General features: G+C 53.2%; 24 protein-coding genes and 1 pseudogene. 10 read left to right on the top strand and 15 right to left on the bottom strand.

Annotation, left to right across the window (positions count from 1 at the left end):
* Positions 1-41: 41 nt before the first annotated feature.
* Entirely contained in the window at positions 42-1,115 is a 1,074-nt protein-coding gene (purM, locus tag ACMZ66_RS12015) for a phosphoribosylformylglycinamidine cyclo-ligase (RefSeq protein ID WP_416937443.1), read from the bottom strand.
* A complete protein-coding gene (locus ACMZ66_RS12010; RefSeq protein WP_416937442.1) occupies positions 1,102-1,428 on the bottom strand; it encodes a hypothetical protein in 327 nt (108 codons plus the stop codon). Before ACMZ66_RS12010 ends, purM begins: the two co-directional genes overlap by 14 nt.
* Positions 1,429-1,479: 51 nt before the next feature.
* Between ACMZ66_RS12010 and ACMZ66_RS12005 the strand changes: the two genes are divergently transcribed.
* The 7 genes and pseudogenes from ACMZ66_RS12005 (at position 1,480) to rnd (ending at position 8,544) form a co-directional block, all read left to right on the top strand.
* The gene (locus ACMZ66_RS12005; protein WP_416937441.1) at positions 1,480-2,604 is read left to right on the top strand and encodes a DUF2066 domain-containing protein; all 1,125 of its coding nucleotides are present in this window, start codon (positions 1,480-1,482) and stop codon (positions 2,602-2,604) included.
* 64 nt (positions 2,605-2,668) lie between these two features.
* On the top strand, positions 2,669-3,766 hold the full coding sequence (locus ACMZ66_RS12000) for an AI-2E family transporter (protein WP_416937440.1): 1,098 nt from the start codon (positions 2,669-2,671) through the stop codon (positions 3,764-3,766).
* Between the two features lie 7 nt (positions 3,767-3,773).
* On the top strand, positions 3,774-4,565 hold the full coding sequence (locus tag ACMZ66_RS11995; RefSeq protein ID WP_416937439.1) for an HdaA/DnaA family protein: 792 nt from the start codon (positions 3,774-3,776) through the stop codon (positions 4,563-4,565).
* Positions 4,566-4,648: 83 nt separating this feature from the next.
* Positions 4,649-5,149, top strand: a complete 501-nt coding sequence (locus ACMZ66_RS11990; protein WP_416937438.1) for an ATP-dependent zinc protease — start codon at positions 4,649-4,651, stop codon at positions 5,147-5,149.
* A 137-nt stretch (positions 5,150-5,286) separates the two neighbouring features.
* The gene (gene rimK, locus ACMZ66_RS11985) at positions 5,287-6,192 is read left to right on the top strand and encodes a 30S ribosomal protein S6--L-glutamate ligase (protein WP_416937437.1); all 906 of its coding nucleotides are present in this window, start codon (positions 5,287-5,289) and stop codon (positions 6,190-6,192) included.
* Between the two features lie 4 nt (positions 6,193-6,196).
* A complete protein-coding gene (locus ACMZ66_RS11980) occupies positions 6,197-7,276 on the top strand; it encodes a succinylglutamate desuccinylase/aspartoacylase family protein (protein ID WP_416937436.1) in 1,080 nt (359 codons plus the stop codon).
* A gap of 103 nt (positions 7,277-7,379) precedes the next feature.
* Positions 7,380-8,544 (top strand): annotated as a pseudogene (gene rnd, locus ACMZ66_RS11975) (ribonuclease D).
* Between the two features lie 67 nt (positions 8,545-8,611).
* Here rnd and ACMZ66_RS11970 read toward each other — a convergent pair.
* Positions 8,612-9,187 (bottom strand): TetR/AcrR family transcriptional regulator, encoded by a 576-nt coding sequence (locus ACMZ66_RS11970; RefSeq protein WP_416937435.1) that lies wholly within the window; start codon positions 9,185-9,187, stop codon positions 8,612-8,614.
* Positions 9,188-9,364: 177 nt separating this feature from the next.
* Here ACMZ66_RS11970 and ACMZ66_RS11965 point away from each other — a divergent pair, with 177 nt between their 5' ends.
* Positions 9,365-9,913: a carboxymuconolactone decarboxylase family protein gene (locus ACMZ66_RS11965; protein WP_416937434.1), complete on the top strand. Its 549-nt coding sequence runs from the start codon at positions 9,365-9,367 to the stop codon at positions 9,911-9,913.
* A 98-nt stretch (positions 9,914-10,011) separates the two neighbouring features.
* Complete coding sequence (locus ACMZ66_RS11960; RefSeq protein WP_416937433.1) at positions 10,012-10,476, top strand: DUF1348 family protein; 465 nt, start codon at positions 10,012-10,014, stop codon at positions 10,474-10,476.
* Positions 10,477-10,767: 291 nt separating this feature from the next.
* Here the strand turns inward: ACMZ66_RS11960 and ACMZ66_RS11955 are convergent, their stop codons facing one another.
* Positions 10,768-11,634 carry an SDR family oxidoreductase gene (locus ACMZ66_RS11955; protein ID WP_416937432.1) on the bottom strand — a complete coding sequence of 289 codons (867 nt, stop codon included), beginning with the start codon at positions 11,632-11,634 and terminating at the stop codon, positions 10,768-10,770.
* Between the two features lie 103 nt (positions 11,635-11,737).
* Here ACMZ66_RS11955 and ACMZ66_RS11950 point away from each other — a divergent pair, with 103 nt between their 5' ends.
* Positions 11,738-12,661 carry a LysR family transcriptional regulator gene (locus ACMZ66_RS11950; protein ID WP_416937431.1) on the top strand — a complete coding sequence of 308 codons (924 nt, stop codon included), beginning with the start codon at positions 11,738-11,740 and terminating at the stop codon, positions 12,659-12,661.
* On the opposite strand, the gene ACMZ66_RS11945 is transcribed toward ACMZ66_RS11950, so the two are convergent.
* The 11 genes from ACMZ66_RS11945 to ACMZ66_RS11895 all read right to left on the bottom strand — a co-directional run bounded on the left by ACMZ66_RS11945 (position 12,658) and on the right by ACMZ66_RS11895 (position 23,911).
* Complete coding sequence (locus ACMZ66_RS11945; RefSeq protein WP_416937430.1) at positions 12,658-13,233, bottom strand: CatB-related O-acetyltransferase; 576 nt, start codon at positions 13,231-13,233, stop codon at positions 12,658-12,660. The genes ACMZ66_RS11950 and ACMZ66_RS11945 overlap by 4 nt on opposite strands.
* Entirely contained in the window at positions 13,223-14,125 is a 903-nt protein-coding gene (locus ACMZ66_RS11940) for an NAD-dependent epimerase/dehydratase family protein (RefSeq protein WP_416937429.1), read from the bottom strand. Before ACMZ66_RS11940 ends, ACMZ66_RS11945 begins: the two co-directional genes overlap by 11 nt.
* Positions 14,122-14,658, bottom strand: coding sequence for a dTDP-4-dehydrorhamnose 3,5-epimerase (gene rfbC / locus ACMZ66_RS11935; protein WP_416937428.1), 537 nt, complete (start codon positions 14,656-14,658; stop codon positions 14,122-14,124). The genes ACMZ66_RS11940 and rfbC overlap by 4 nt, the downstream gene beginning before the upstream one ends.
* Complete coding sequence (locus tag ACMZ66_RS11930) at positions 14,655-15,887, bottom strand: methyltransferase domain-containing protein (RefSeq protein ID WP_416937427.1); 1,233 nt, start codon at positions 15,885-15,887, stop codon at positions 14,655-14,657. Before ACMZ66_RS11930 ends, rfbC begins: the two co-directional genes overlap by 4 nt.
* Positions 15,887-16,138, bottom strand: a complete 252-nt coding sequence (locus tag ACMZ66_RS11925) for a hypothetical protein (protein WP_416937426.1) — start codon at positions 16,136-16,138, stop codon at positions 15,887-15,889. The genes ACMZ66_RS11930 and ACMZ66_RS11925 overlap by 1 nt, the downstream gene beginning before the upstream one ends.
* A complete protein-coding gene (gene rfbG / locus ACMZ66_RS11920; RefSeq protein ID WP_416937425.1) occupies positions 16,129-16,989 on the bottom strand; it encodes a CDP-glucose 4,6-dehydratase in 861 nt (286 codons plus the stop codon). Before rfbG ends, ACMZ66_RS11925 begins: the two co-directional genes overlap by 10 nt.
* Positions 16,974-17,744, bottom strand: a complete 771-nt coding sequence (rfbF, locus tag ACMZ66_RS11915; protein WP_416937424.1) for a glucose-1-phosphate cytidylyltransferase — start codon at positions 17,742-17,744, stop codon at positions 16,974-16,976. The genes rfbG and rfbF overlap by 16 nt, the downstream gene beginning before the upstream one ends.
* A gap of 41 nt (positions 17,745-17,785) precedes the next feature.
* Entirely contained in the window at positions 17,786-18,679 is an 894-nt protein-coding gene (locus ACMZ66_RS11910; protein WP_416937423.1) for a glycosyltransferase family 2 protein, read from the bottom strand.
* A gap of 151 nt (positions 18,680-18,830) precedes the next feature.
* On the bottom strand, positions 18,831-20,099 hold the full coding sequence (locus ACMZ66_RS11905) for a DUF1835 domain-containing protein (protein WP_416937422.1): 1,269 nt from the start codon (positions 20,097-20,099) through the stop codon (positions 18,831-18,833).
* Between the two features lie 185 nt (positions 20,100-20,284).
* Positions 20,285-21,763, bottom strand: coding sequence for an exopolyphosphatase (gene ppx, locus ACMZ66_RS11900; RefSeq protein ID WP_416937421.1), 1,479 nt, complete (start codon positions 21,761-21,763; stop codon positions 20,285-20,287).
* A gap of 45 nt (positions 21,764-21,808) precedes the next feature.
* Positions 21,809-23,911, bottom strand: coding sequence for an RNA degradosome polyphosphate kinase (locus tag ACMZ66_RS11895; RefSeq protein WP_416937420.1), 2,103 nt, complete (start codon positions 23,909-23,911; stop codon positions 21,809-21,811).
* Between the last annotated feature and the right edge of the window lie 92 nt (positions 23,912-24,003).

Genomic DNA, 24,003 nt, shown 5'->3' with positions numbered 1-24,003 from the left:
GGACCCGCCGCCTGAAATCAGAACGGCGAGTTTAAGCTTGCTTACTTTTCCCATGAAGGGCCCATGTTCTTGATGACGACCTGCGGGCCGTCACCAGCGCGCGGACCAATCACGCCAATCTGGCTAACAGTTTCACCATGTTCGCGCAGCAATGCTTCGGCTTCGTCAGCTTTGTCAGCCGGAACCACAACGCACATGCCAATGCCACAGTTAAAGGTGCGCGCCATTTCAACGCCCGGAATACCGCCTTCTTTGGCAAGCCATTTGAAGATCGGAAGATATTCCCAGGTGCTGGCATCAAATACAGCAGTCAAGTTTTCCGGCAGAACGCGCGGAACGTTTTCGGTCAGGCCGCCACCCGTGATGTGGGCAAGGGCTTTGACCAGACCTGCTTTGTGCGCAGCCAGGCAGCTTCTGACATAAACCTTGGTCGGTTCAAGAAGCGCTTCGCCAACAGTTTTGCCCGGTGCAAACGGCGCGTCGTCGGCGTAACCAAGACCAGCCTTTTCAACGACCTTGCGGACCAGCGAATAACCATTGGAATGCACACCACTGGATGCCAGACCAAGGATTACGTCGCCTTCGGCAACGGTGCTGCCATCCAGAAGTTCGCCGCGCTCGGCCGCGCCAACCGCGAAACCGGCCAGATCGTATTCGCCATCGGCATACATGCCCGGCATTTCGGCGGTTTCACCACCGATCAATGCACAGCCAGCCTGTTTGCAGCCTTCGGCGATACCTGCAACAACGCTTGCGGCGTTATCAACGGAAAGCTTGCCGGTTGCGAAATAGTCAAGGAACAGAAGCGGCTCTGCACCCTGAACAACCAGGTCATTCACGCTCATGGCGACAAGGTCGATACCAACGGTGTCGTGCTTGTCAGCAAGGAAGGCGACTTTAAGCTTCGTGCCAACACCATCGGTGCAGGAAACCAGCACCGGATCGTTGTAACCGGCAGCTTTAAGGTCGAACAAAGCGCCGAAACCGCCAAGACTACCTGAAACACCGGAGCGCGAGGTTGCTTTTGCAAGCGGTTTGATTCGATCGACAAGGGCATTGCCAGCATCGATATCGACACCGGAGTCCTTATAGGTAAGGCCGTTAGAGGCGGTCATTTTGGTGATCCTTGGCATCAAACATGCGTGAAAAAAGGGCGGCATAACCCGCGTTTTTCATCAGTACGTACTGACTTTCAAGCGTTGTACTTTGCGCATGTGCGGTCCGGGTCGCAGCAAAACTGCTACTGTTTGACCAATCCGCCTTACTGACGCCTTTAATCAGATGCAAGAAACGCTTTCGTGTCCTACTGATAAAAAACGCGGGCTTGATAATTTCCGCTGGGCCGAAAATACTCAAACGCGGGCAATATGCAATGATCACCTGCGCATGACAGAGTTTTCTTTGCAGAATGCCTGCAACATGCCACAAAGAGCATTCTAAAAGAATCCGACAAGACACGATTAGGGCAAAGAGGCATACGTGCTTACTTCATTGAAAAACATCAAGATGTTGGCTGGCGCTGTAACGGTTTCTGCGCTGTTGGCCTTTCCTGCCATGGCTCAGGACATTTTCACTGTCACCGGCGTGCGTGTCGATGAAAGTGCCGAGACGGCGGCTGCTGCACGTGACCGTGCGCTTGAAATCGGTCAGCGTCTTGCGTTTGAAGAAGTTGTGGCCCGCCTGACTTTGCCAGAAGATCGTGCTGGTCTTCAGACCCCTGACACGTCTGAGATCACCAATATGGTGCGCGATTTCGGGGTCTCTAACGAGAAAACCTCGTCTGTGCGCTATATCGCGGACATGACCGTGCGCTTCAAGGATGACGAGCTTCGCCGTTATCTTCGGTTCCGTGACGTGTCCTTTGCCGAGCTGCAATCCAAACCGGTCATGATTGTTCCGGTCTATCGCACGTCCGGCTATGTCAGCCTGTGGGATGATCCAAACCCGTGGCGCGAAGTCTGGTCACGCAATATCGCAACGTCCGGCCTTGTTCCGATCAAGGCACCGATTGGTGATCTGACCGATATCAGCACCGTTTCGGCCGAGCAGGCAGAAAATGGCGCGATGGACAAGCTTGCCCAGCTTGCGCGTCGCTACGGTGCTGATGTCGCAGTTGTTGCAAGCGCCGATGTCACCGGCCCGGTTGGTGGTGAAAGTGTCAATGTCACGGTCACACGTTATGATCCCAACGGTGCACCGCAGATTTTTGGTGTGCAGGAAAATACCCTGCCCAATGAAACGTTAAATGAAACGCTGGTGCGTGCGGCAAAGTCGGTTCAGGACCAACTCGCTGATGGGTGGAAACGTGCCAACCTGATTAATTATAGCACGGGCGGCAGCCTGATGGTGTTTATCCCGATCACCGGTCTACAGGACTGGGCCAAGATCGAAGACAAGCTGATTGGTTTGCCGGTTGTGCGCAATTCACGTGTTGTCGCGATGTCGCGCCGTGAAGTTCAGCTGTCACTTGATTTCGTGGGATCGACGGATCAGCTGCAAACAGCGCTCAATCAACAGAACCTTAATTTGAGCCGGATGGGCGAACTGTGGTTCATTCAGCCAAGCGGTTCGGACCGCCTGCAGGGATTATCGCTGGGCGGCTAAGCCCATCAGATAGCGATCAAAACGCCGACAGTTTGGAGCGAGACGCTCGTAAGGGGAACCAGACATGACGTTACGACAGCAGGCACGATTCTGGCTGATCTTTGTCATAGGATTCTTTTTCCTGGTTTGGCTGTTTTCCAGCATCCTTCTGCCGTTCGTTGCCGGGATGGCGATCGCCTATTTCCTTGATCCGCTGGCTGACAAGCTTGAAGCACGCGGGGCCAGCCGGACCTTTGCGACCAGCATCATTACGGTGCTGTTCTTCCTTGTCTTCATTCTGGTGCTGTTGCTGATCGTGCCGATGATCGGAAGCCAGCTTGCAGGCTTCCTTGAACGACTGCCGGGTTATGTCGATGCGCTGCGCACCAACGTCGCACCGTATCTGCAGCACATTTTGGATCGTGTCGCACCGGAAACGCTGCAAAGCGTGTCTGACTCGATCAAGGGGCAAAGTGCCAATGCGCTTAAATGGGTCGGCAACCTTCTGACCAATGTCCTGTCGGGTGGTCTGGCCCTTTTGAACTTCCTGAGCTTGCTGTTCATTACCCCGGTTGTGTCGTTCTATTTGCTGCGGGACTGGGACCGGATCGTTGCCAAGGTCGATAGTTATCTTCCGCGCCGATCTGCCACCGATATTCGCCAATGTGTCAGCGAGATTGATCAAACCCTGGCTGGCTTTGTGCGCGGGCAAGCAACCGTTTGCATGCTGCTTGGTCTGTTTTACGGGCTTGGATTGACGCTGGCTGGCTTGGAGTTCGGCTTTGTCATCGGCCTTATGACCGGTCTTGTATCCTTTGTTCCGTATTTCGGGATGATTGCCGGATTTGCAGTTGGCATGGGTGTCGCCGTGGCCCAATTCGGGATCGGGCTTGATCTTGGTCTGGTCGCACTTGTGTTCCTGGTTGGTCAGGTGCTTGAGGGCAATTTCCTGACGCCGAAGCTTGTCGGTGACAAGGTCGGGCTGCATGCGGTTTGGGTGATGTTTGCCTTGCTTGCCGGTGGTGCGGTGTTTGGATTGCTTGGTGTGATGCTGGCCGTTCCGGTGGCGGCAGTCATTGGTGTACTTGTGCGTTATGGCCTAAGGCAGTATCTCAATAGTCGATTATATGACCATGGACCCGAACACCCGCGTGGTGAAGCGGCCAGCGATACCGAGAATTGAGACCGTTTTGACCCGGGCAAAAGACATACCGGCCAGCGAAATCAAAGCCGCGAATGCTGATGCTGTAAGCGACTCCGATGCCGTATCGGCCGATGTCGCGCCACAGCAATTGCCATTGGCACTTGAACTGCGTCCAGCACTTGGACGTGATGATTTCATGGTCGCGCAATGTAACCGCGAAGCGGTGGCCTGGATCGACCAATGGCCGAAATGGCCCGCACCGGCATTATGTCTTTATGGTCCCAAGGGATGTGGCAAAAGCCACCTTGCAGAAGTGTGGCGGGCACGATCAGCAGCCCTTAGTGTCGCAGCATGCGATATTGCCGACAAAGACCCTTACGAAATCCTTGGCGATGCAAAGGGACTGGTTATCGAAGATGCCGATAGCGGCATTGATGAGAAGGCCTGCTTCCATCTTTATAATCTTCTGAAAGAACGCAACGGGCATTTGTTGCTAACCGCAACGCAACCGCCTGCGCGCTGGAAGATCGCCTTGGCGGATCTTAAATCCCGCTTGGGTGCGGCATTGGTGTGCGAGATTTCGCCGCCCGATGATGATCTGATTGTTGGCTTGTTGCTTAAACTGTTTGCGGATCGGCAAATTCAGGCCAACCCGCAAATCATAAGCTACATCCTGCCCCGGATTGAGCGGTCCTTTGCGTCATTGACCGAATTGGTTGCCGCAATCGATCGCAGTGCGCTGGCGCAAAAGCGTGCCGTAACGCTGCCATTGGTGCGTGCCGTGCTTGAAGAATTGCAGGCATCCGTGTCACCATCGTCTGGCGATGCCAAGACCTGAATAGGCTGCATGCGTTAAAATCGTAGGCCAATCAGCCGATTACAGGCTATATTCAAGGCACTATCAATTAGCGGAAAGTGCATGTGAGCCCACAACGCGTTAAAGCAAAACCGTCACTGAAATCCAAAACAGATGCCCTGATTGCTGATGGGCATATTTTGGGATGGCGGGAATGGATTGGACTTCCCGACCTTGACGTTCCACTGATCAAGGCCAAGGTTGATACTGGGGCGCGGACCTCATCTCTGCATGCCATCAACCCGAAAAAGGTCGAACAGGACGGGCGTGAATATGTTCAGTTCACCTTGCCACATTATCGGGGTGACGGGCATGGCCGGATAAAGTGTCTTGCACCCTTGGTCGGGCTTCGCGAGATTCGCAGTTCAAACGGAAATGCCGAAGAACGGTTTGTGATATCGACACATATCATGGTTGGACATCACAGATTGAAAGTAGAAGTTTCTTTGGCGAACCGGTCAATCATGGGCTTTCCCATGCTTTTGGGCCGAACCGCAATGAAGGCAGGAAGATTTTTGGTGCTGCCATCAAAATCTTATCTTGCAGGGAAGCCCGAACAGAGTTAGATGCGCAGAAGAACGATCATGGTCTGGAACATAATCCGGACAGGATCGTTTTTTCTTTCTGACAAATCATCGCAAGCAAGCAGACGGTATTTTGATCGTGCGCGGGCTTGTCTATGCCGACCACGGGAGTTCATTTTATGAAAATCGCGATGCTTGCTCGCAACCCTAATCTTTACTCCCACAAACGGTTGGTTGAGGCTGCCGAAGCACGTGGGCACGAGATCGACATCATCAGCACGCTGCGCGTAACGATGAACATCACCTCGCTCAAGCCCGAGATTTATTACGGTGGCACCAAGCTTCTGGGCTATGAAGCGGTTATTCCGCGTATCGGTGTGTCGGTGACCTCGTTCGGTCTGGCGGTTCTGCGTCAGTTTGAAATGATGGGTGTTTATCCGCTGAACGAATCAGTCGCGATCGGCCGTTCGCGCGACAAATTGCGTTCGCTGCAGATCCTGTCGCGCCGTGGCGTTGGCCTGCCGGTGACGGCATTTGCCCATGACCCGAAGAAGACTGACGAAGTTCTGTCGATCGTTGGTGGCGCACCGGTGGTGATCAAGCTTCTGGAAGGAACCCAGGGCATTGGTGTGGTTCTTGGCGAGACCGAGAAATCAGCAAAGTCCGTTATCGAGGCCTTCCGTGGTGCAAGCGTCGACATCATGGTTCAGGAATTCATCAAGGAAGCGGGCAACACCGACATTCGCTGCTTTGTGATTGGTGGCAAGGTCGTCGCCAGCATGGAACGCAAAGGGGCGGAAGGGGATTTCCGTTCCAACATTCACCGTGGTGGTTCGGCACGTTCTGTGCGCATTACCCCGCAGGAACGCGCAACAGCAGTTGAAGCCGCCAAGGCAATGGGGCTAAATGTCTGTGGCGTCGATATTTTGCGTTCAAACCACGGGCCTGTCGTGATGGAAGTGAACTCTTCTCCGGGCCTCGAAGGGATTGAAAACGCAACCGGCAAGGACATTGCCGGGATGATTATCGACTTCCTGGAAAAAGATTTCCGTCCGGGCAAGGTTCGGACCAAAGGCAAAGGATGACGGCATGAGCGAAACCGGATCGACCAAGGGAAAAGCTAAAACTCCCAAGACCCCTGATTTCGAAATTGGTGGGAAAAAGGTTGCTCCGGGGACGCGCAAGATTGTCGATATCCCGATTTCACTTCTTTCAAACCACACGCCGGTCAATCTCACGGTTAATGTTGTTCATGGCAAACGCCCCGGTCCTGTCATTTTTGTCAGCGGGGCCGTGCATGGTGATGAGATCGTCGGTGTGGAGGTTATCCGCCGCGTTTTAAAATCCCCGGCACTGCGCGGTATGCGCGGAACGCTTTTGGCGGTGCCTGTGGTTAATGCGTTCGGCTTTTTGAACCACACACGATATTTACCGGACCGTCGCGATTTGAACCGCTGTTTCCCGGGACATTCGCGCGGATCGTTGGCGGCACAGCTGGCCCATCTGTTTCTTAAGGAAATTGTCGAGCGGGCCGACTTTGGCATCGATCTTCATTCGGCGGCAGTTAACCGTGTTAACTTGCCCCAGATCAGGGTGAATGAAGACGACCCGCAGATCATGGAATATGCCGAGGCATTTGGCGCGCCGATCATTCTGACCAGCCCACTTCGCGAAGGATCGCTTCGTCAGGCCGCACGCGAAATCGGTGTGCCGATCTTGCTCTATGAAGCGGGCGAGGGGCTCCGTTTTGATGAAATGTCGATCCGTGCCGGTGTATCGGGCGTTTTGCGTGTCATGCGCAAACTAGGCATGATTTCCGAGCGCACGGTACGGGCCCCGCGCGTCCCATCGTTCAAATCCGCCAACAGCCATTGGCTCCGTGCACCTGAAGGCGGGATTTTGCGCACCTTCAAGCTGGCGGGTGAGTTCGTCCATGCCGGTGATGTCGTCGCCGCGGTGGCCGATCCGTTTGGTCAGATGGATGAAGAGGTGGTTGCGCGTGAAGATGGCCTGATCATTGGGCGGACCAACCATCCGATTGTGAACCAGGGCGATGCACTGTTTCATATCGCATCGATTAAACGCCATTCCGAAGTTCAGGAACGCATGGACGCCATTGAAACCCATCTGCAGTCAGATCCGCTGCTTGATGAGGACGAGATTATTTAATGTGTGTGGTGCTTTACGGCGTGCTGCCATCTGATCAAGCCGATGATCAGCATTGCATCGAAGCCACTGGCGAATTGTGGCGGGCAATGCTATAGCAATCGACATGGAACCAATTACAACTACAGAAGAACTTCGCGTAATTTGTGAAAGCTTGCGCAAGTTCGAATATGTAACGGTCGATACCGAATTTATGCGGGAACTCGACCTATTGGCCGCAATTGTGTCTTGTGCAGCTTGCGAGTCCGGAAAATTCCGACAACGGCGTTGCGGTTGATCCGCTGGCCGAAGGCATTGACCTGTCACCGCTTTTCGAGCTGATGCAGGACGAAAGCGTGATCAAAGTGTTTCACGCTGCCCGTCAGGATATCGAGATTTTCGTTCATCTGTCTGGCAAGGTCCCCCATCCAGTATTTGATACCCAGGTGGCGGCCATGGTGCTGGGCTATGGTGATCAGGTTGGCTATGAAACCTTGGTCAACAAGGTTGCGCGCAAGAGCATTGATAAATCCATGCGCTTCACCGACTGGTCCCGTCGCCCGCTTTCGACCAAACAGATCAGCTACGCGCTTTCGGATGTAACCCATCTTCGGGTGATTTTTGAAGACTTCCACGAACGCCTCGAAGCCAATGGCCGTGCTGTTTGGCTTAATGAGGAAATGGAACGTCTGACCGATCCGTCGATCTATTCGATTGATCCGGCCGAAGCATGGCTGCGGCTTAAAACCCGCTCCAACAGCCCGAAGTTTTTGGCGGTCGCGCGTGCGCTTGGCGAATGGCGTGAAACCGAAGCCCAGCGTAAGAACCTGCCACGTAACCGCGTTTTGCGTGATGATACGCTGCTTGATATCGCCGCGCGTCAGCCGATGTCAGAAGCGGATCTTGATAAAACCCGTGGCGTTGGTCGCAATTTTGGTACCTCCAAACCGGGCCAGGCGATTATTGAGGCCATTAAAGGGGCTTTGGCCCTGCCGCAAGATGAATGGCCAAAGCCCAAGCAGCGCATTGAACTGCCTGCTGGCATCGGGCCGACGGTTGAGCTGCTTAAGGTTCTTTTGAAGCTGTGTGCCGAAGAACGCGGTGTTGCTCAGCGCCTTGTTGCATCGGGTGACGATCTTCAAAACATCGCGGCCGATGATAATGCCGATGTTGCGGCCATGCATGGCTGGCGTCGCGAGTTGTTTGGCCAATATGCGTTGAAGCTCAAGCATGGCCAGCTTGGTCTGAAGCTTAAGAACGGTGAAGTCGTTTTGGTCGATCTCGACGACTGACACACTTCAAAGCCGACACAAAAAAGACGGAGCCTTTTGGCTCCGCTTTTTTTGCGCTGACGTCGGCCTAATCAGGAAGCGACGTTTTCAAAAGCCCCTCGGCAATCGACTTTGCGATTTGCGCGGCGCTGGTCAATCCGCGCACTTGGGCGGTGACAATCGCACCTTCCTTCAACAGGGCAAGCTGCTCGGCAAGGGCAGGGGCATCGGGTGCACCTGCTTCGCGGCAAAGATCTTCAAGATACTCTAGGATGCGTTTCTTGTGGCTGGCGGCAATCTGATGGGCCGGGTGGTCAAGGTTGGAAAACTCGCTTGATGCGTTGATGAACGCACATCCGGCAAAGCCAAGCCCCTTGAACGCACGTCCATTAAACCAGTCTTCAAGCGCATCAAACATCGCAAGCAGCTTGGCGCGCGGACCGGATGCTTTTTCCATTTCGGTCGTCAGCCATACGCGGAAATCCTCATCGCGCCGTTCAAGGGCGGCCAGGATCAGTTCATCCTTGGATTTGAAATGCTTGTACATCGTCATTTTGGCGACGCCGGACTCGGCAAGGATTTTGTCGATTCCGGTCGCATTAAAGCCCTGTGTGTAGAAAAGACGCAGGGCGGTATCGACAAGGTCGTTGCGTTTTGATCTCAATTCTCATACTCCAATAGTCAGACCGGTCTGTCTTTTTGTCGTCGGAAATGCCCGGAATTGCAAGCGTTTCTGGATTCCAGAATGATCGATCCAAAAATGTATTTGACAAATAGACAGACCTGTCTGTATATCTGATTTCAACAACTGATGAAGTCAACCAGATTTTGGAGAAATCCCATGACCCGTATTTCACTTCCTGCATCAATCGATGCTGCACCAACTGCTTCGCAACCGCTTCTTGAAGGCGTGAATAAACTGCTGGGCTCTGTGCCCAACCTGTTTCGTCTGACCGCAAACAGCCCGGCGGCCCTTGAAGGCTATCTTGGCTTGAATGGTGCGCTGTCCAAAGGCGCCCTTGATCCGCAAACGCGTGAACGCATTGCCCTTGCGGTCGCGCAGATCAATGGTTGTGACTATTGCCTGTCTGCCCATACCTATCTTGGCAAAAACCTCGCCAAACTTGATGACGCTGAAATTGTGGCGAACCGCAATGGCGCCTCAACCGATGCAAAGGCAGATGCCGCTGTGCGTTTCGCGGTCGCCCTTGTGCGTAACCGCGGGCAGGTGGGCTCTGATGATGTAGCGGCTGTTAAGGCTGCTGGCTATGGCGATGCCGAGCTGGTCGAGATTGTTGCCCATGTCGCGCTTAATACCCTGACCAATTACCTCAACGAAGCGTTTCAAACGCCGATCGACTTCCCGGTGGTCAGTGCTGCTGCAGCCTGATCCTTGGGCGTCCCCGGTCGGCGGTCCCCCAATCCGCATAAGCTCCCCTGCGTCGACCGGGATTTCTTTTCTGATTTTCAAGACAAAGGATTACAGCCATGTCACGACCACCATTGCCGCCCTTTAACGAAGAAACCGCCAAACAGAAAGTTCGCATGGCAGAAGACGGCTGGAACAGCCGCGATGCCGAGAAAATCTCACTGGCCTACACAGTCGATAGCCGCTGGCGCAACCGTGCGGAGATCTTTGAAGGACGTGATCAGATTGTCGCCTTCCTGACCCGCAAGTGGCAGAAGGAAATCAACTATCGCCTGATCAAGGAACTTTGGGCGTTTCACGAAAACCGCATCGCTGTGCGCTTTGCCTATGAATATTCCGATGACAGCGGCAACTGGTTCCGCGCCTATGGCAATGAGAACTGGGAATTTGATGAGCATGGCCTGATGCGTCATCGCGTCGCATCGATCAATGACAAGCCAATTACGGCCGAAGAACGCCTTTTCCATTGGCCCCAGGGACGTCGTCCGGATGATCATCCGGGACTTTCGGACCTTGGGCTTTAACCCGGGCTTCTATCCAACAGCTATCCCGATTTAGGGGGATAGTAGTAACTCCGTGAGCATTGCTCACATAGGCAGGCGTTGTTTCGCAATTTTGCTGCGACTTCCTTCTGCCACCCGCAAAGGATATCGATCATGATTGTTCAATATACTGTCTTCTCGCTGGTTTCGACGGCTGTGTTGTTCTTCTCGACACTTCTGATTTTTGTGCCCTAACCGTCGTCTGATCAGTCGAGTATTGAAAGAAAAACGGGGCCCGAAGGCCCCGTTTTGCATTTGACGTTATGTCAGGGTTTAAGCTGCCAGCGCCTTGGTCAGGAAATCTTCAACCGATTGCGACGGACGGCCAAGGATCTTTTCCAGATCATTGCTGACAACCGCATAGTCACCTTTCTTCGCGCCGACATAAAGACCGGCTAGCGCTTCAACCAAATGACCCGGAAGACCGATGCTGTTTAGAATGCCGACATGCACGTCTGCTGGAAGATCAGCAAACTTGACCGGCTTGCCGGTTGCGTCGGCGATATAACCCGCGATCTCGGCATGCGTGACGGCTTTGGCGCCGGTAAGCTCATAGACCGCGTTTTCATGCGCGGCGGGATTGGCCAGAACGATGGCAGCAGCTTCGGCCAGATCGTTACGCGTTACATAGGTGATTTTCGCATCACCAGCCGGTGCACCAAAATCACCGGTTTCAAGTGCATGGGGGACACCGGCCATCAGAAGGTCGGCATAGAAGCTGTTGCGCAGCAGGGTGTATTTCAGGCCGCTCTGCTTGATGTAGTTTTCGGTATCAAGGTGAATGGCGGAATAGGTGAAGTCGGCATCAACGCGCGGATCAACAATGCTGGTGTAAATCACATGTTTAACGCCTGCGGCCTTCGCCGCATCAACCGCCGTGCGATGCTGGGCAATACGGGTGGCGTTATCTGCTTCGGCCGAAATGATAAGGGCGGTTTCAACACCGGCAAACGCTTTGGTCATCAAGGCCAGATCATCAAAATCACCATGGCGGACTTCAACGCCCTTGGCGGCAATCGCATCGGCCTTCGCCGGGGTGCGGACGCTGACCGCGATCTCGGTCGCCGAAAGGCGGGTCAGAAGATGATCAAGGACAAGGCTTCCAAGCTGGCCGGTTGCGCCGGTAATCAGTGTTTTCATCTCAAATTCTCCTTATGGGGTATCAGGCCATCGCCTGTTCATGGGGAAAATGTGACGTGATTAATCCATATGATCAATTCGATGGATATGATAATAATCATGCATGAAAATCGATGAATTGGATCTTGACTATCGTTTGTTACGCCTGTTCCTGACCATCTATGACGAAGGATCGGTCACGGCGGCAGCCAATCGCCTTGGCGTCGGGCAACCGACCGTCAGCCACGGGCTTGATCGCTTGCGCCAAATGATCGGTGACCCGCTGTTTGTGCGTTCGGGACGGTCGGTTTCTCCAACCGCCCATGCCGAACAAATCGCCCCGCAAATTCGTGGGCTTTTGCTTGGTATGCGGAACTTGGCCCGGGTGGTGACCTTTGATCCGGACAATGCGGAACACAGTGCGAAATTTATCATTGGCACCAATGATTATGAAGTCGCCGTGATTTTGCCTGCCTTAATGCAACGCCTTCAGAAATGCAAAGCAAACATCCGCATAAAGGTGGTTTCAATCACGGGCGTGGATCAGGCCATCACTTGGCTGCGTGATGGCAAGATTGATCATGGGATCAGTCTGGAAACCCAAGGGCGCCATGGCGACATCGCCATGCAAAAGCTGTTCTCTGAAGACATGCGCTGCTTCTATGATCCAGCTTTTCATGATGCCCCGCCAGATAACCTGGATCGTTATTGCGCGGTCAATCATGCACGTGTGATGCTGGGCGTAAACGAAACCTCCGCCGTCGACGAAATGCTCCAAAGCTTGGGCCGATCTCGCCGCACAGTCCTTCAGGTCCCAACATTTGCCAGCATCGCTAACCTGATCCGCGGCACCGACGTCATCGCCACCATGCCATCACGCCTGTCTGAATGCATGATGTCGGGCTTCGCCCAATGTGAAATGCCACTCGACTTCCCCGATTACAGCTTCGCTCAATACTGGCACGTCCGAAACGCCGCGAATGCCGCGCATAAATGGCTGCGGAGTGAGATTTTCAGGATTTCGCGATCTCTGCCATTTGGGAGTTAGTCAAAGCTCTTTGTAAACTCATCAATATTTCCATATAGCAATGTGGCTTTTTCCTTGAGTTCCTCATCGCCTAATTCCCACCACTTGCTTTGAAGCAGTTTTTCGATTTGCGCATCGTTAAATCGCTTCTTGATTACGCGGGCAGGATTGCCGCCAACAATTGCATAAGGCGGTACGTCTTTGGTCACGACGGCGCCAGCGGCAACAACAGCACCTGTGCCGATATTGACCCCGGAGAGAACAATTGCTCGTGCACCAATCCAGACATCATGACCAAGGGTGATTGGCCCTTTGGTTATAGCGTCCTGATTTGCCTGATCTTTATTCCAGATAAGTGTTTTGAATGGATATGTACTTGGAAGGTCGAGCCTGTGGTCTACTTTGCAAAGAAACAGGACATCTGGTCCGATTGAACAAAAAGACCCTACGGTCAAACGTGCATCCGCTGAAGCACCAGCAACCATGTTTTTCCGTAAGCCGTAAGAGTGACGTCCGGTTGTAACAAATGTCGGGAGCTTGGCTGATTTCGGTGTGATACCGAGTAGTTTGCGGAGACGATCTTTAAGTTTCATTGTTTCTCCACCATTCAACACAGTTTTCCAGTGCGGATGCGAGGTTATGCTTCGGGGAGAAACCAATTGTTTCACCAAGCAAATTGGTCTTCGCCACAAGGTAAGGCGGATCATCCGGGCGGTCAGGAAAACTGCCAGGCGATAGGGTGCCTCGACCAATCAGTTGATGAAGCTGGTTTGCGACTGAAAGTAAGCTTGCACCTTCACCGCTTGCCACATTCACGGTCCCGCGGAAGTTACTATCAAGGATATCAGCAAACGCGTTCCCCGCGTCTTCGACATGCATAAAGTCACGAACCTGGTCGCCGGAGCTCATCTTTGCTTCGTCGTCAGCCAACAATGCGCGTGTAATCGCCGGAACAAAGCGTGCAGTATTTTCACGGGGGCCACACAATAGGAAAAGCCTTCCCCAAGCAATTGAGGCACCTTGAGCGTTAAGGGTGTCGCAATATTCCGAGAGCTTCAGTTTTTCCTGGCCATAAAGTGTTGCGGGCACACAAGATGCGACTTCCGATAGTTTTTCTCCAACGCCAATATTCTGCCAATCATATTCAGCACAGCTTCCCGCCAGAACCGCACGCGTTCCACCCAAATCAAGAAAGCGGTTCAGCAGGTCAATTGAGGCAATTCGCCAATCTGGGTTGTCTGGCGCGTTCCAGAAATAGCCATGCTTTGTTTGCCAAGCCAGATGGATCAGCTTTGTCGGGCGCGTTTCATTCAATAAGCTTGATCGAAACGCAGGGTCCAACAAGTCACCAATGATATGATGATCGGAGATGCCGGGCATGATTTCTGATCGGCCGCACGTCATGACCTCGTATCCGGCAGACTTCAGGGTTCTGCAGGCATAAGGTCCAATCAGTCCGTTCGCACCGGTTACGAGAACTCTCATTTCACAGGCTCAAAATCAGGATAGGTTGCATCTCGTTCGTTGATAATCGTGGGTGTAATTGGCCAGTTGATTGCGAAGGCGGGATCATTCCACCTGACCCCTGCTGCCAGCTCAGGGACGAACGGCGCCCCCATCAAATATAGAACTTCGCTATTATCCATGAGTGTGACGAAACCATGCGCGCATCCCTCTGGAATGATAAGGGATTTACGGTTTTCGGAAGATAGTTCCGCCCCAGTCCACTGGCAATAAGTTGGCGAACCCGTACGCAAATCGATTACAACATCAAAGATGCTGCCCGAAATACACCGAACAATTTTCGGATCGCCAACCGGAGTGCGCTGATAGTGCATGCCGCGCAGTGTTGCTGCGCGGTGGTTGTATGACAGGTTCGCTTGATGAATGTCGAATGGATGGCCGTTTTCGCCAAGTTCTTCGGCGCAAAAAGATCGGGCAAAAAAGCCGCGATCATCTTCGTGCTTTTCCCATTCAATCAGGTCAACGCCCGCAATCTTGGTCTTTGTGAGTTTCATCCAATCACTGCGACTTCTGGAACGGCGACAACAAATTGGCCGCCCCATTGGTGGACATAGTCTACATCTTTCATGATTTCATTCTTCAAGTTCCACGGCAGGATCAGAACGTAATCTGGTTTGGCTTCCTTGAGCTTCTCTGGTGCATGTACTGGAATACGGCTACCGGGGAGAAGGGTGTTTTGCTTGTGCGGGTTTGCATCAACGACAAAATCAATCAGATCGGAGTTGATCGCGCAGTAATTAAGAAGAGTGTTGCCTTTCGCTGCTGCACCATATGCAGCAACCGTTTTACCTCCCGCCTTGGCCTTCTTCAGGAATGAAAGTAGATCATCGCGAATGGTTTGGACCTTGGTTTCAAAGCCTTCGTAACAAGCGAGGGTATTGATGCCAGCAGCCTCTTCCTTGCCGCGCAAGTTTTTCAGTGCTTCGGTCTCTTGGCGAATTCCCGACGCTTTTTGCGCCCAAACACGCAGGCTTCCGCCATGTGTCGGGAGCTCTTCGACATCAAAAACCTTCAAGCCGTTTGCAACGAAGCACTTCTCAACAGCGTAAAGCGACAGGTACGAGAAGTGCTCATGATAGATCGTATCAAATTGCGTCTTCTCAAGAAGGTTCATGAGGTGAGGGAACTCAAAGGTTGCAACCCCATCGTCCGCAAGAACCTCGGCAAAACCGGCAACGAAATCATTGATGTCTGGAACGTGCGCCAAAACGTTGTTTGCTGCAGTCAAGTTGGCATGGCCAAGATCAGATACAATCTTTTGCGCCGTCTCTTTGCCAAAGAACGCGACCAGACTGCGTACGCCCTTTTTCTCAGCCTCAGCCGCGACATTTGCAGCGGGTTCAACGCCCAGAACAGGAATATCTTTGGCAACAAAATGCTGGAGCAAATAGCCGTCATTGGACGCAACTTCGACTACCAGTGAGCTTTTGGTCAATGCAAGGCGTTCTGTCGCATATTCTGCATATTTGCGCGCATGCTCCACCCAACTGCTGGAATAGCTTGAAAAGTAAGCGTAGTGGCTGAAAATATCTGATGGCGGAACGACATCGTCGACTTGCACAAGGAAGCACTCACTGCAAACACGTGCGTGAAGGGGATACCCTTTGTCGGTTGCACTTTCATGATCCAGCGGAACATATGAATTGGCAAGCGGACTAAGGCCCAAATCTACCAGCGTATGCTTAAGGTCGGTGCCGCAGGCGCGGCAAGTTGGCGTTGTCATTATTTGTCCATCATCACTTCAAACGAGGTAATCTGTGCGTCTGTTACGTCGCGCATGTTTTTGCCGTCGAGTTGGTCTTTGTGCCAGTCAACAATCCAGCTAACACATGTTGTAAGGTCAAGCCGTGGTTCCCATCCCAGCGTTTTGACCGCCAGACTGGAATCAAGGGCAAGGGTCAGAGCTTCTTTGCTAGTGCCAGCTGTGTCTTGCTTTTTAACACCTGCTTCGCTTCCCCAAGCCTTTAGAACCAAGTCAGTGACGTTAGCAACAGTGTGAGATCTTTTGGCCCAAAGTTGAGTGCAGAAACTGACGTCCTGCCTTCTACAGCTGCTTGCAGATACATCAGGTACCCGGCCACCGGCTCAATAACGTGCTGCCACGGACGTGTCGTGTTCGGGTTGCGAAGCTCAACAGGTTTGCCTTCGGACGCTGCGCGAATGATATCTGTCATCAGGCGATCTTCGGACCAATCGCCTCCGCCGACCACATTCCCGGCACGTGCCGTTACAAGTGGGATCCCGCGGGCCCGGAAATAGCTTTGTTCGAAGCTGCGTGCGACGATTTCCTGACAGCCTTTTGATGCACTATAAGGGTCTCGACCACCAAGTGGGTCTCCTTCGCGGAAAATGACTTCACCTTTGGCTTGGTCATAGCTGTCATTGTCATAGGCTTTGTCGCTGGTAACGACGAGAATGCCTTTTACGGTGTCACAGTCCCGCAACGCATCAAGCAGATGGGCTGTACCCATGATGTTGGTTGCCATGGTTTCCACGGGTTCGCGATAACCGCGACGGACCAAAGGTTGAGCAGCCATATGCAGAACAAGTTCAGGCTGGACCGTTTGAACCATCGCTCGCACGTCTTCGCGATCGCGCAGATCAGCAATCATTTCCGAGGCGTAATCAAGCTCAAGGATGCCGTGAAGCGATGGGGTTGTTTCCGGGGCGAGTGCAAAACCGTGTACTTCTGCGCCCATGCGCATCAGCCAAGCCGCAGTCCAACTGCCTTTGAAACCAGTATGTCCGGTAAGCAGAACACGTTTTCCCGACCAGAAATTGCGAAGTTTCTCGCTTTGAGCCATGGCGGTTACCAAACCTTCCATGGTGCGTCACCACTGGACCACAGAGATTCCAGCATCTGTTTTTCGCGAAGCGTATCCATTGGCTGCCAAAAACCATCATGGCGCCATGCTGACAGCTCATTTTGCTCTGATAGGCTCCGCAGCGGTTCTGCTTCCCAGACCGTCTGATCATCCTTGATTTCGGTAAGAACAGATTTCTCGCAGACGAAGAAACCTGCATTGATGCGCGCACCGTCACCCAGTGGCTTTTCCTGAAACGCGGATACCTTGTCCCCATCAAGCACCGTCGCGCCAAAGCGACCCGGTGGGGAGACGACCGTCATGGTTGCTTTGCGGCCCTGTTTCTTGTGGAACTCAATACTGGCTGAAATGTCGACATTTCCCAAACCGTCACCATAGGTCAGGCAAAATGGTTCATCGTCAGCCAAATATTCACTGATTCGTTTGATACGGCCACCGGTCATGCTTGCCATGCCGGTATCGACTAAGGTCACTTTCCATGGTTCGGCATTTGCATTGTGATATTCAAGCTGGTTGGAAACCATATCGATCGTCACATCAGCATGGTGAAGGAAGTAATTGGCGAAGTATTCCTTGATGACATAACCCTTGTAGCCAAGGCAGATAATGAATTCATTTACGCCATGTGCAGAATAGATTTTCATCAAATGCCAAAGGATCGGTTTGCCACCGATTTCGACCATTGGCTTTGGCTTGACCGAAGTTTCTTCGCTCAGTCGGCTGCCATAGCCACCAGCAAGGATTACTGCCTTCATTAGTACTGGTATCCAATCAAACAGGTTTTAGTGTCAGTCTCTTAGCGAACGGGTTTGTGAGGAAGTTTTGAGGCTCTCACACCAATAACCGCGGCAAACGATCCAGCAGAGCGGGCAAGATCGCGCCACCCTTTGGAACGCTTCATTGCGATGCCATGGGCGATTGCCTTTCCTGCATATCGCAATGCATATTTCAAACCCAAGCAGCTTCCTGCAAAGCGACCTTTGTATTTGGTTTCAAAGTATATTCTTGACCAAGCAATGTTCCAGAACTTTTCCCAGTAATAAGCCCGGTTTGGACGGACCGAGCCGCCATTCAGGTGCGTCACAACCGATGATGCAACTAGGATAAGACCGTGACCAGCACGCCGAATACGCATGCACATGTCATCGTCTTCGTAATAAAGGTAAATTTCCGGATCGTAGAAACCGACTTCCTTCATTACCCCCATACGGACCAGATTGACAGCGCCCGATAGGAACTCGACGCAAAGTGGACCTTCAGGAACCTGATGGTAGGCGAGCTTTCCGAAATCGCGGCGCTTCCACAATTCTACATCATGGCTCGGTTCGATATGACCGTTCCCATCTTTATGGATTGGGCCGAACATTGCGGCTTCTGGAAACTGATCTGCAGCTTCGATCAATGCGTCGATTGCGTCCTTGGTCATCAATGAATCAGGGTTCGCTAACAGAGCGAATTCGGTTTTTACTTCCGAAAGTCCCTGACTGGCTGCAGCGCCATAGCCCAAGCCACTGGAATTCCGAATGATCTTTGCATCAGGGCGGACGCTGTTGACGATCTCCAATGTGTCGTCTCTCGACGCATTGTCGACAACGATCAAGGGCAGATCCTTTGGCAGTGATTCAAGCAGCCCTCGAATAACGAGGCCCCCGTTGTGCGTGATCGTAATTACGGTCGTTCTTGCCGCCATCTAACGTCCCTGAAAAGTAATGCTGTCCCTTTGCCGCTGAACATATTCAATCAGTCCATAATGTCCAACGACAGATTTGCATTTCAGGAAAAATCCTAACCAAATTTGGCCGCGACAGGGCCGGAATAAACCGGCGTCTTCGATTGGCTGCTCACTTTGCAAGAACTCGAACGCCTCCAACCCAACGGATACCTGTGAAGTTATCCAGAAAGTTCCGATTTCCTGTCAGCGTGTCATCGCCGGTTTCGGTGAGTGCGAGGATGCGTTCGGCCCAGATTGGGTTTTCCGGGTTTGGCGTGATGGTCAAAAGTGGTTCGTGGCATTGCATCATGCCTTTGATATCGGCCCAGAACATCAGGTCGCCCAAAAATGGCAGTGGGTCGTAGCTGCGCATCAAGTGACCAAAGACTTTGCCTGCCGTGATAGGGCCGTGATCCTTGAGTATTTGCAGGGTGATTTTTTGGGTTAGGCCAAGGCCGGTTTTCGGATCGGGCAGCTCCGCATGATGGCGTTCGAGCGCCTTGATCATGTGGGGTAGGGGTGCGGTTGTGCCCTGTGCTGAGGTGATGAAGGTTTCGAGCGATTTTGGATCAGGCGATCTGATCGCGTGCCAGGCTTTGCTGCCAAACTCAAGCATCGCGTCGGTAAGTGGGCGACGGTGGCTTTCCCAGCACCAGATGAGGAGTTCTGGCGAGAGTTGGCCTAGGCCTATGAAACGATCAATGCCGGGGACCTCGCCAACTGAAATCACCTCGATGGTCGTGTTTGGTCGGATCGCGTTGAAGAAGTCCATCAGGAAGGCCAGGATCAGTTGGTCGTAGCTGTCATGCTCGAACCACAGGACCACATGGTCAAAATCGCCCAAAGTCGTAAGTGCACCATATTCCCGTTTGGCGCGGGCAAGCGCATCATTTGGCGCGATTAAATAATCTTCGGCGATGAATTTCGCGCGGATTTCGATGAACTGATTCAGCGGAAGGTCGGGTACAGGCCCCTGACAAAACGGATCAGCGAATTCCAGAAATTCTCCGACGAAGCCCGCAATCTCAAGTCCATGACGAATGTCAGAACCGCAGCGAAGATGCAGTGTGTTTTGGGTATCAAGGACGGGTGGTTTGCCGTTTGCGATCTGGCGGTTGCGCTCAGTGATGTGGTCGATATGGCTCTTCATTTTCGGCCAACTGGCAAAGCCGTTTTCACGTGCGATGATCAGTTGCGCATCAGCTAACTGTGCATTCTCAGATGTGAATTTGTGCCCGGCTTGGCTGGCGCGGCTCTGGGCATCCGGATTTTCCGCACGGATGTCGCGCAACAGTTCCTTGGCGCGTTTGCGCTGCTGTTCAAGGTTCAGGCGGCCATCAAAGATTGGCTTTGGCGCATTTTGCGTGTGATTGGATTTCGATGTGCGTGACGCAGACATACGATTCCCCTGTTCATGCCGCCTGTGTCCGCCAAACAGGCAAGGAAACCGTGTGTTTCATATGCGATAAACCGGGCGCAGCCCTTTCCGCGGACGGGGTGCTTGGAAAAGCATCCCCAAAATAGCGGAATTGGATGTGATTGCAAACTATCCGAAAGCTGTGCGTCGGTTTAAGGCAACATGCTTTAGGCTAGGCGCACTTCACTTTCGCGGTTCATCAATTTTGCCAGCTTGGAAAGACGCTGTTCGACAACTTCGCCGTAAAGGGCAGATGCCTGCTTTTGGAATTGCAGGATCAGTTTGTTGTCTTCAAGCAGCAGTTCGGTCTGCGGCAAAATGCCCTCAACCCCGCCCGAAAGCGTATGACCCAAGCGGATAACATGGCCAAACAGCCGCCCCATCAAGCGGGTGTCATCGTCAAGGATGCGGTCACTTGATTCATCCCCCTTGAAATTCCCCGTATAGCGCGAGCCCAGCGTATAGGCGAGGAACACGCGATCATGATGGTTCAAATCAAGATAGGGATGGCGAATGATGCGGTTATAGCTCTGGATCGCGCGGTAATCAGGATGCTCGTTCCAGCCGATATCCCCAATAATGCAGGCAGCCAGACGCAGGCGCTCGATATTTGCCGGAAGGTCGGAGAAAATCGGTGCACACCAACGCGCGACTTCTTCGCCGTGCTGATGGAAGCGTTCACCGTCTTCGGCAAAGCTAAGACAGGCATCCAGCAACGGGTCGCGCTGCCGCAAATCTTCCGGCAGGACTTCATACATCCAGCCTTCACGCAACCCATGGCCGGAGAAGACAACTTCTTTGGGACGCATGCGCGCCATCAGCATATTCATTACCAGGGCCGCGTGGGGCAGGCTGTCGATACGGCGTTTGGAAACCCCGCCAACCTTTTCAAGCGACACCCGGCTTTGCTGGGAAATGATATGGGTAAGTTCATCCATTTCCGATCGCGGCATGGCAAGGTTATGCACGACCGAAATCGGATAGTTTTCCTGCGCAATAAACAGCTTGGCGATGGAGCGCCAAGAGCCACCAACAGCAAAAAGCTGCTGACCAGCAGCCTCCGCCAGCCAATCAACACTATCAAGATGACGGGTGATTTCAGCGGTCAGACGTGCACGGTCAGAGGAAAAGACAGCCTGAAGGCGCATCGCACCCAGCGGCAGGCTGACGCGTTTTTTGATCTCGCCCTTATCAAGCAAAACAAGTTCAAGCGATCCGCCACCGATATCGCCCATGATACCGGTCGCCAGCGGATCGCCGGAAATGATGCCAAGTGCCGACAGGCGCGCTTCTTCAAGGCCATCAATCACCTTGACCGTAAGACCGGTTTCCTTGGCAACGCGATCACAGAATTCCTTGCCGTCACTGGCCGCGCGAACGGCCGCGGTGGCAAGCACATCGACATGGTTCACCTTCATGGCGCGAAGTAAGGTGGCAAATCGATGCATGGCCACCACGGCAAGCTCCACCCCTTCCGGGTTGAGCTTGCCGGTGTCTTCTGGGTCGCGGCCCAGTCCGCACATGACTTTCTCGTTGAAAATCGGGACGGGGGCGCGGGTCATGCCATCAAATATGACAAGGCGCACAGAGTTGGAGCCAACATCAATGATCGCGATGCGGTTGGAAGCCCGTTGGTCAGTCAGCATACTGTTGATGGCACCTGTTGGTCTTCTGTCTGCGGGGTGAGGACGTTAGTCATCAAGCTGCAGAACGGGAACATTTGGATCCGCCTCGTTAAGCGCGCTGCCGCGGCCTGACAAGGACGGGTTGGTCATGAAATATTGGTGTGACGAGAATGCCTTGGCATCGACTTCACACCGCTCATAGGAGCCGTCCGGCTGCAGGAGCCAAGCCTGCGCGGTATCTTTCAGGTTTGCAATCATGATCTGTTCAACAATCTGGCGCTGACAGGTCGGATTTTCAACCGGAACAAGGGTTTCCACACGGCGGTTCAAATTACGCGGCATCCAGTCAGCAGACGAGATGAATGCCTTTGCCTTGCGCGATGGAAGCTTTGCCCCGTTGGCAAAAACAACAATGCGCGAATGTTCAAGGAACCGGCCGACAATCGATTTGACGCGAATGTTTTCCGACAATCCCGGAACACCCGGACGCAGACAGCAAATGCCACGCACAACCAGTTCGACATGCACACCAGCCTGACTTGCGCGATAAAGCGCATCAATCACCACCGGATCAACAAGGCTGTTCATCTTTGCCCAGATGCCGCACGGCTTTCCTGCCTTCTTGTTTTCGATCTCCTGATCGATATGGGCAAGAAGGGTCGGGCGCAGGGTATGCGGTGCAATCGCGATTTTCTCAAGCGAACGCGGGGTCGCATAACCGGTCATGAAGTTAAAGATGCTGGACGCATCACGCCCCAATGCCGGATCGCAGGAGAAGAACGAAATGTCGGTATAGAACTTTGCCGTGATCGGGTGATAGTTGCCGGTGCCGAAATGGACATAGGTTTTAAGACCATGGGTCTCACGGCGCACCACGAGTGAGACCTTGGCGTGTGTTTTCCAATCAAGGAAGCCATAAACCACCTGACAGCCGGCACGTTCAAGGTCAGCGGCCCAGCGCAGGTTGGCTTCTTCGTCAAAGCGGGCTTTAAGCTCGACCATCGCGGTGACCGATTTGCCAGCTTCGGCTGCTGCGATCAGGGCTTTGACGATCGGGCTGTTTTCAGATGTACGGTACAGCGTTTGCTTGATGGTAACCACATCAGGGTCGCGCGCGGCCTGGAGCAGGAACTGCACAACCACATCGAAATCTTCGAACGGGTGGTGAACCACAAGGTCCTTCTTGCTGATCGCAGCAAAGCAATCACCGCCAAAATCGCGAACACGTTCCGGATAGCGCGCCGCATAGGGCGCAAATAACAAATCATGATGCAGATCGGAATCGATCAGCTGTTTGACATCCACAACACCCAAAAGGCCATCGACCTTAACGACTTCCTCAAGGGCGACATCAAGTTCATCAATCACGAAATCCAGAAGGTCTTCGGGCATGCCCGCATTGACCTTAAGGCGGATGATGCTGCCACGACGACGGCGTTTCAGCGCGGTTTTGAAGACGCGGACCAGATCTTCGGCTTCTTCTTCGATCTCAACGTCCGAGTCACGGATAACGCGGAAGAAACCATGTTCGATCATATCAAATCCCGGGAACAGCTTGCCGAGATACAGCAAGATCGCCTGTTCGACCGGAAGATAACGTTCCGTTCTGCCCGGAAGGCGAAGGAAACGACCAATCTTCTGCGGTACCGGAATAAGGCCGCGCATATTGTGCCCGTCAGCCGGATCAAACAGCTGCATCACGATGGCAAAGCCAAGGTTCGGGATGAACGGGAACGGGTGGGACGGATCAATCGCAAGCGGGGTCAGGGTCGGGTAAATTTCCCGCATGAAATAGCCATCAAGCCATTTTCGGTCCGTTTGGGTCAGATCGGACTGATCAATGACCGAGATGCCCTGTTTTTCCATCTCGCTGCTGAGCTGTCGCCAGACGCGCTGCTGATCCTGCATCAGCTGGTTGGCATCAAAGGTAATGGCGCGCAGCTGTTCGGACGAACTCATGCCATCCTGACTGACCTTGGTCATGCCAGCACGAAGCTGCCCGACCAGACCTGCGACGCGCACCATGTAAAATTCGTCAAGGTTGCTGGCCGAGATCGACAGAAAGCGTAGCCGTTCAAGCAGCGGGTGCCCGCTATTCTGGGCTTCTTCAAGAACGCGATTGTTGAAAGCCAGCCACGAAAGTTCGCGGTTGATAAAGCGACTTTCCAATCAATGGTGATCGCGCTTGATTGAACTGCAGCGGCGTGTGTCACGCTATGCCTCCTGCGGATTGAGGGAATGTCTTTGAATTTATGCGACAG

Origin of the sequence: Thalassospira sp. (genome assembly GCF_048059015.1) — a bacterium.
In the GTDB taxonomy this organism is placed as follows: Bacteria; Pseudomonadota; Alphaproteobacteria; order Rhodospirillales; family Thalassospiraceae; genus Thalassospira.
Note: the sequence above shows the minus strand (reverse complement) of the source record. Positions and strands in the feature narration are given on the sequence as shown.